The sequence below is a fragment of the Streptococcus infantis genome (genome assembly GCF_015546995.1).
Taxonomy (GTDB): Bacteria; Bacillota; Bacilli; order Lactobacillales; family Streptococcaceae; genus Streptococcus; species Streptococcus infantis_J.
This window is the reverse complement of sequence record NZ_JADMUH010000020.1, coordinates 25177-32227: the sequence shown is the minus strand read 5'-3', so window position 1 is coordinate 32227 and position 7051 is coordinate 25177. Positions and strand designations below refer to the sequence as shown.

General features: G+C 39.6%; 1 protein-coding gene. It reads left to right on the top strand.

Annotation, left to right across the window (positions count from 1 at the left end; translation table 11 throughout):
* The first annotated feature begins 106 nt into the window (after positions 1–106).
* Complete coding sequence (locus I1J71_RS07160; protein WP_195184247.1) at positions 107–6898, top strand: SpGH101 family endo-alpha-N-acetylgalactosaminidase; 6792 nt, start codon at positions 107–109, stop codon at positions 6896–6898.
* Positions 6899–7051: the final 153 nt, after the last annotated feature.

The following is a 7051-nucleotide window of genomic DNA, read 5'->3' as shown; positions in this document are numbered from 1 at the left end:
AAGAAATATTTATATGTTTAAAAAATAAGCGAAAATAATGAAGGGGGTTATTTTTTTAAGACGAAATGCAAACGCTTACTTTTTAAGCAGGAAGGAATAAAAAATAATGGATAAAAGGTTATTTGAAAAACGTTGTAAATATAGTATTCGGAAATTTTCATTAGGTGTTGCTTCTGTTGTCATTGGTGCTACATTCTTTGGAACAAGTACTGTTTTGGCAGATACAGCCCAAACTGGGTCTACCGCAAATATGCCAGCTGATTTAGCAGCTGCTCTGGCAAATGCAAAAGATGATAATGGACATGATTTTGAAGCACCAAAACCTGGAGAAGATCAAGGTTCTCCTGAAGTTACCGAAGGACCAAAAACTGAGGAAGAATTATTAGAGAAAGAAAAAGAAGTTGCAACAAGTTCAGCAACTGAAAATGAACTTCCAAAGGATTTGCGTGAAAAACTCGATAAGGCTGAAGATAGTGGACATTCTGCTTCAAAAGAAGATTTAGAAAAAGAAGATAAAAGTTTAGTTCCAGAAGATGTCGCTAAAACTAAAAACGGTGAGTTAAATTACGGTGCGACTGTTGAAATTAAGAGCGAAGCTGGTATTGGTAGTGGGGTTGTTATCGGAGAAAATCTTGTCTTATCAGTATCTCATAACTTTATCAAGGATGTTCCGGATGGCAATAATCGTAAGGTAGCAGACAACATCGAAAGTGATAAAGATGTGTATACAGTTTCTTATGAAGGTGCACCAGACGTTAAGTTTAGTAAAAATGATGTAAAACACTGGGACCGTGAAGGCTTCCTAAAAGGTTATAAAAATGACTTAGCCATTGTCAAACTTCGCAGTCCACTTGCAAATGCTCCAGTTGAAGTTGCAGATAAACCATCAACTATCAAGACAGGAGATAAGGTGCATGTATTTGGCTATCCAAAAGGAGAGCTTGATCCAATTCTTAATACCACTGTCGAAGATATTAATGACCATGGAGAGGGCGTTCGTGGAATTAGTTACCAAGGAAGTGAACCTGGTGCCAGTGGTGGCGGAATCTTTGATGAAAATGGAAAATTAATTGGGATTCATCAAAACGGTGTATCTGGTAAACGTAGTGGAGGTATTCTTTTCTCACCTGCTCAATTAGAGTGGATTCAAAACTACATCAAAGGTATTGAAACAACTAAACCAGCGGGTCTATATGCACTTGATAAACAAGTTGAAGATAAAGAAGAAAAACCAAAAGAGGATAAACCTCAGGAAGAAAAACCAGCTGACAATAAACCAGCAGAAAACAAACCAGCAGAAAACAAACCAGCTGAAGCAGCAACGGGAGAAACTAGCGACGCTACTGCCGAAGTGAAAAAAGAGTGGAATTCAGTAAGCCGTGTGAAAGGGAATGTTGAAGTCGTTGAAGAAGGCGGAGTACGCTACAACAAATTAACTTCAACAACAGCTAACGACAATGGAGCAAACGAAGCTTTATTTGAAAAAGCTGGATTACAGGCGGATGCGGAAGGAAATGTAAGCGTTGACTTAACGTTCAAGGCAAACACTCCTCCAGCTGAAACTCGCTTTGGGGTATATCTAAAATATAAAGATAATGACAACAACATCTTTGTAGGGTATGACAAGGGCGGTTGGTTCTGGCAATACAAAGGACCAAATGTAAACACATGGTATAGCAAGACTCGTGTAGAAGCACCAAATGTAGGGGAAGAAAACCATCTATCTATCGTGTACAAGAAAGACGGTCAATTAAACGCTACAAATAATGGACAAAATTTATTTAGCACAGAAGTCGTTCCAGAAGCTGTCAAGAACGCTTTAGCTGATGTGAATAAAGTTTACCTCAAAGCTGGGACTTACGGTACAGAATTATCTTCTGTATCGATCAAAGCGGATAACCAAGATAACATCAAACCTGAAGAAGAAACTCCGGCTGTGGATGATGGATTACGTCGCAATGACCAAGATGTTCACTATGAAACTTTACAATCAGAACAATTAAAAGCGATTATCGACACAGCGTTTCCACGTGTTAAAGAATATGAATTAGATGGAAAAACGTTAACAGGTCAAGTTCAAAAATTAGATAAAATGTCAATCAACGGTGTATTAGTCACTCCAGAAGTTCAATACCGTAAGATTGATGACACTACTGCAGAATATGTAATGAAAGTAAGAAACGATGATGAATTCATCAACGCTGAAATCACTGTGAAATTACAATTAGTCGGCAACGAAATGCACTTCGATGTGACAAAAGTAGTGAACAAAAACAATGTCGAAATGGGTAAACCAGTCGACAATGTTCGCAAATTAATCCAAACCATTGAATTCCCAGGAAACACATTAGTGTCTGTAGGTTCAAATAAACAAGGTGCGAAATTCGATGGTGCTCAAATGTCAACAAACACACATAACCGTGGAGACTATCATTTAGACTTGAAAGAAGGCAAGATGAATGAATATACTTACGGTTTCATGTATGGATTTGTTTCTTCTAACGAATTAGCAGCGTCTGTTTGGAGTAACTCTCAATTTACTTACAGAGGAAATGACTTTGCACGTTTAACAACAGCGTTAGAACGTGTAGAAGGCGTGAACTACTTAGGTATTCAAAGCTCACCTTACTGGTACCAACGTGCTTATAAGAACTTGGTATTCCCAGAATACACATTAGAATTACCAAGTTCTAAAGTAGTCATCACAAAAGACTTAAACAAAGATAATGTTGTGGACTGGCAAGATGGTGCGATTGCCTATCGTAATATCATGAACAATCCTAAAGGAGCAGAATCTGTTCCAGATTTAGTAGCGTATCGTATTGCAATGAACTTCGCATCTCAAGCGCAAAACCCATTCTTAATGACATTAGATGGTATTAAGAAGATTAACTTACACACAGACGGATTAGGCCAATCAATCCTACTTAAAGGGTATGGTAGTGAAGGTCACGACTCAGGTCACTTAAACTATGCAGATATCGGTAAGAGAATCGGTGGCGTTGAAGACTTCAAGAAATTATTAGCGAGAGCAAAAGAATACGGAGCTAAAATCGGTATTCACGTAAACGCTTCTGAAACATATCCTGAATCTAAATACTTCAGTGAAGCCATTTTACGTAGAAACTCTGACGGAACATATATGTACGGTTGGAACTGGTTAGACCAAGGTATCAACATCGATGCAGAATATGACTTAGCTCATGGACGTTTGGATCGTTGGAAAGAATTAAGAGAAAAACTAGGTGCTGACTTAGACTTCATCTATGTGGACGTTTGGGGTAACGGACAATCAGGAGATAACACTGCTTGGCCAACTCACGTACTTGCTAAAGAAATAAACTCTCAAGGCTGGCGTATGGCAATCGAGTGGGGCTTCGGTGCGGAATATGACTCAACATTCCAACACTGGGCCGCTGACTTAACTTACGGTGGATACTCACTGAAAGGTATTAACTCAAACATTACTCGATTCATCCGTAACCACCAAAAAGACTCATGGGTGGGTGACTATCCAAGTTACGGTGGTGCAGCGAACTATCCATTACTTGGTGGATATAACATGAAAGACTTCGAAGGATGGCAAGGTCGAAGCGACTACGAAGGATATATTCGTAACCTCTTCGAAAACAACATCATGACGAAGTTTTTCCAACACTACAAAGTTTCTAAATGGGTGAACGGTGACCCAGTTGCGATGAGCGACAATGGTCAAAACTACAAGTGGACTCCAGAAATGGAAGTTGATTTAACAAATGACAATGGGGATGAAGTGAAGATTGTTCGTCAATCAAACGACCCTAACAGCCCAGACTACCGTAAACGTGTCACAACATTAAACGGTCGTGTTATCGAAAATGGTGGAAGCTACTTAGTACCATGGAACTGGGATGAAAATGGTAAAGCTTTAACAGGCGACAAAGAAAAGATGTACTTCTTCACAAATACTGCTGGAACAACTGAATGGACACTTCCAGACGATTGGACTGGAGATAAAGTATACCTCTATCGTCTAACAGACCAAGGAAAACAAGATGTTGTGGAATTAACAGTCGGCGCAGACCGTAAGATTCAAATTACGGGAGATGCGTACCAACCATATGTACTTTACAAAGCTCCTCAAGGCAAGAAGACAATGGTATGGAGTGAAGGACTACACATCTATGACCAAGGTTTCAACAGCGGAACATTAGATCATTGGGAAAAAACTGGTGACAGCGAACATGCTGAAATCGTGAAATCTCAAGGGGCAAACGAAATGTTACGTATTCAAGGTAACACTGAACGTGTGACATTGAAACAACGCTTAACAGACTTGAAACCTAATACAAGATATGCCGTTTATGTAGGCGTGGATAACCGAAGCGATGCACGTGCAGATATCACAGTCCGTGTCGGAGATAAAGTGATTTCTAACTACACAAATAAATCAATCGCGAAGAACTATGTACAAGCACATGCGCATAACACACTTAAGAAGAATGCGACAGTAGATAATACAAGTTACTTCCAAAACATGTATGTATACTTCACAACAGGCGAAGATGTTTCTAATGTGACATTAGAACTTGGACGTGATGCGGATGCAGCAGCAACTTACTTCGATGAAATTCGTGTATTTGAAAATCAATCTGTAATGTACAACGAAAAACACGATACAGGAAATGGTAAATTCAAACAAGACTTTGAAGAAGTGCCTCAAGGTATCTTCCCATTCGTAGTTGGCGATGTTGAAGGCGTACAAGATAACCGTACTCACTTATCTGAGAAACACGAACCATATACTCAACGTGGATGGAATGGTAAGAAAGTCAACGATGTTATCGAAGGCAATTGGTCATTGAAGACGAACGGTTTAACAGGAAATGACAAACTCGTTTACCAAACAATTCCACAAAACTTCCGCTTCGAAGAAGGTAAGACTTATAAAGTAACCTTCGATTATGAAGCAGGTTCAAATGGAGCATACTCATTCGTTATCGGTAATGGCGAAAATTCTCGTCGTAGTAAATTAACGAAATACGACTTAGAAAACACTTGGGAAAATTCATCAACTCCTAAGAAAGTAAGCTTCTATGTTACTGGTGAAAAAGGTGGAAACACTTGGATTGGTATTTACTCAAATGCGCGTGGTGCCGATACTAAAGGAGATACAGATAACAACGAAATCAACTTCAAAGGTTATAAAGACTTTATGTTAGATAACCTTGAAATTGAAGAAATTAAGTTAACTGGTAAGATGATCATCGATGAAGCATACGAAAAGAATACTCCAATCGTAAATGGCAACTACAAACAAGATTCATTAAATGCTTATAAAGACGCTGTAGCAGCTTTATTAGAAGCAGACGATGATATTAGTGTGGATGATGCTAAAGCTCTTGTAGAACGCGTTAACGAGGCTAAAGAAAAACTTGCGGTGAAACGTAGCGCTCCAGATTGGGACGATATTCATGATCTTGATGCTCCTTATGAAGAAGCAGATAATGTATGGTATGCATTTGATGGAAATACAAATACTTTATGGCATACACCTTATGGAGTGAATAGCTTAGGAAAACCATTAACAGTAGAGTTCAATAATCCGATGGAATCAACTCGCTTTGAATATGTTCCTCGTCCTTCAGGTCCAAACGGACGTGTGATGAGCGGTAGCCTTACAGTGATTGATGAAAAAGGACAAGAACATAACTTTAACTTTACTGGATGGGCAAATGATGCGAAGACAAAAGTGATTAACTTTGATGCTCCAATCAAGGTGAAGAAAGCTATCTTTACTGGTAACGAAACATACGGTGACCCTGGACATATTTCAGCAGCGGAATTACGCTTCGTCCTTCCAATTGAAAATGATAAACCATTAGATGAAGCTGCATACAATGCTGAAGTAGAACGTGTTCGTAAGATTGATCGTCAAGATGCGAAAGAATACTTGGCAGCTGTTGAAGCGTACAAGAATGGTCTTGCAGAACATAACTTATTAACTCCAAACGGACTTAATAAATTGGTAGAAGGCTTGAAAGAAATTAAAGAAACTGAAGAACCAACTCCAAATCCAGAGCCAACTCCAGATCCGAAACCAACTCCAAATCCAGAGCCAACTCCAAATCCAGAGCCAACTCCAAATCCAGAGCCAACTCCAAATCCAGAGCCAACTCCAGATCCAAAACCAACTCCAGATCCAGAGCCAACTCCAGATCCAGAGCCAACTCCAGATCCAAAACCAACTCCAGATCCAGAACCAACTCCAGATCCAAAACCAACTCCAGATCCAAAACCAACTCCAGATCCAGAGCCAACTCCAGATCCGAAACCAACTCCAGATCCAGAGCCAACCCCAGATCCAAAACCAACTCCTGAACCTGAAGTATTATCAAGTAAGGGAGAACAGCAACCACCAGTAGTTGAAATTCCAGAATTCAAGGGTGGCGTTAATGCTGCAGAAGTGGCTGTTTATGACATTCCAGAATTCAAGGGTGGCGTTAATGCTGTAGAAGCGGCTGTTTATGACATTCCAGAGTTCAAAGGTGGCGTTAATTGGGTTGAAGCGGATAAGAATGAGCTCCCAGAGTTCAAGGGTGGCGTTAATTGGGTTGAAGCAGACAAGAATGAGCTTCCAGAGTTCAATGGTGGCGTTAATTGGGTTGAAGCTGCTAAGAATGATGTTCCTGAGTATAAAGAAACATTAGGTGCAGGAGACAATCAGACAAATCCAGTTGCAGAAAAACTTGATCAGAAACCAGCTCTTACACCAACACCTGCTATGCAAGCAGCACAAAAAGAAGCAGATCAGTCCAAACTTCCTGAAACTGGTGAAGGCACAACTGAACACCTCTTCCTAGCTGGTCTTACATTAGCAATGTCTGCTCTATTTCTTCAAAAAAGAAAAGAAGATTAAAAAATAATAGAGTTTTATACTATGAAAACTCAAACTCCTAACTTATTGTAATGGAGAAAACCAAACACCTAGAGAGGACCTCTTGGTCCTCCCTTTTTAAAAGGGAAATGATAACGCTTACCCAATTTAAGCGTGGGAAAGGAAATAAAGAAA

Bases quoted from the DNA above. Each gene is read 5' to 3' on its own strand.
- I1J71_RS07160 (WP_195184247.1), top strand. From the start codon at position 107: ATGGATAAAAGGTTATTTGAAAAACGTTGTAAATATAGTATTCGGAAA.